Origin of the sequence: Streptomyces sp. NPDC101165 (assembly GCF_044768135.1) — a bacterium.
GTDB lineage: Bacteria > Actinomycetota > Actinomycetes > Streptomycetales > Streptomycetaceae > Streptomyces.
Genome location: NZ_JBIWPG010000057.1, coordinates 1 through 1498, shown reverse-complemented (window position 1 = coordinate 1498; position 1498 = coordinate 1). Strand labels below are relative to the sequence as shown.

General features: G+C 64.6%; 2 protein-coding genes and 1 pseudogene. 2 read left to right on the top strand and 1 reads right to left on the bottom strand.

Features of this window, described 5'->3' with window-relative positions:
• Positions 1–348 (top strand): BMP family protein (locus ACIRVH_RS46445; RefSeq protein WP_403967172.1); only part of this gene is annotated, 348 nt, incomplete at its 5' end.
• 152 nt (positions 349–500) lie between these two features.
• Here ACIRVH_RS46445 and ACIRVH_RS46440 read toward each other — a convergent pair.
• Positions 501–839, bottom strand: coding sequence for a hypothetical protein (locus ACIRVH_RS46440; RefSeq protein ID WP_403967169.1), 339 nt, complete (start codon positions 837–839; stop codon positions 501–503).
• 336 nt (positions 840–1175) lie between these two features.
• Between ACIRVH_RS46440 and ACIRVH_RS46435 the strand changes: the two are divergent.
• Positions 1176–1498 (top strand): annotated as a pseudogene (locus tag ACIRVH_RS46435) (BMP family ABC transporter substrate-binding protein); the annotation flags it as partial.

The window sequence follows — 1498 nt, the reverse complement described above, 5'->3', positions numbered from 1 at the left end:
GCCGCCGCCGGCCTCTCCGGCCAGGGTGTGATCAAGTCCGCCGCCGAGCACAAGGTCTGGGCCATCGGCGTCGACTCCGACCAGTACAAGCAGGCTGCGCTGGCCAAGTACAAGGACTACATCCTCGGCTCGGCCCTGAAGAACGTCGGCGGTGCGGTCTACAACCTTGCCAAGTCGGTCCACGACGGCAAGCCGTTGAGCGGCGACGTGCGCGGTGACCTGAAGTCCGGCGGGGTGGGCTTCGCCGACTCCAACCCGAAGTACCAGGCCATGAAGGATGTCGTCGCTGCGGTCGCCAAGGCGAAGCAGGACATCGTCGACGGCAAGATCACCGTCAACACGAAGTAAGTCGGCACCTGCCGCAGGCATGAAGAAGGAGCCCCGACCGTTCGGTACGGGGCTCCTTCCGTGCTTCAGCCTGCAGTGAGTGCGCCGGTGCGGTCTCGCGGCGGCGCTGTGCTACTACGAGCGACTCCGTCGCCTCATCGTGCAGGGCGCGGTTAGTCGAACGGGTCCGTCTCGACGCTGATCTTGTACACGCCGACACCCGAGGCCTTCGGGTTGGTGGTGCAGACGGCCTTCGAGGTCTCATGGGCGCGGGTGTTGACCCAGTTGCCGTTGACGTTGAACGTGTGGCCGCTGGGGCCGACGCAGACGACCTTCACCCGGTGGGTGTCGAAGCGCGTGCCGCCCCCGCTGCACTGGGCGTAGCCGGTCGACTGGTCGTGGGAGATCCAGGTGTGGCAGTCGGCAGAGGCCAGAGCGGGTGTGGCGACACCGATGACGGTCGCCGACACGGCGACGCCGACGCTGGCTGCTGCAGCGGCGAGTCTGGTCATTTTCATGTTGTTCCCCGTAGATCAATGAGGTGCCGCAGGTTGGTCAGACCTGCGGAGATGCGTATTGCGATCAAGGATTCTTCCGGTGCCGACCAGCGGGAAGATCCTCCCCAGGAGTGATCTTGGAGAACGACTCGTCTGATAAGTGCACGTCAAGTCAGGTGTGGTCGAGGCTGTTTGTCCAGGTGGCCCAGCTGCTGCGGTGACGTACCCACCGAGGTTCAAAACGGTCGTATAACGCTCTGGCAAGTTGGGGTTTTCTCGTTTGTCTACGCGCGTTACGCTGCGGCGGAACCAGCGCCTGGTTTGGGCGCTTGCACAAAGGAGTCAAGTTCCATGCGCCGGGTGTCTCGTATCACGATTGCAGGCGTTGCGACCGCAGCGCTGGCCGTCACCGTCTCTGCCTGTGGCAGCTCGTCCACCTCCTCCTCCACCGAGGGCAAGTCCAAGGGCATCGGCCTCGCGTACGACGTCGGTGGCAAGGGTGACCAGTCCTTCAACGACGCCGCCTACGCGGGCTTCCAGAAGGCTCAGAAGGACTTCGGTGCCAGCGGCCGGGACGTGGAGCCGACGGACAACGAGTCGGACGCGGACAAGGTGCAGCGCCTGGAGACCCTGGCGAAGGCGGGCTACAACCCGGTCATCGGTGTCGGCTTCGC

Excerpts from the sequence above, each read along its gene's own strand:
- ACIRVH_RS46440 (WP_403967169.1), bottom strand. The coding sequence starts at position 839 with ATGACCAGACTCGCCGCTGCAGCAGCCAGCGTCGGCGTCGCCGTGTCG.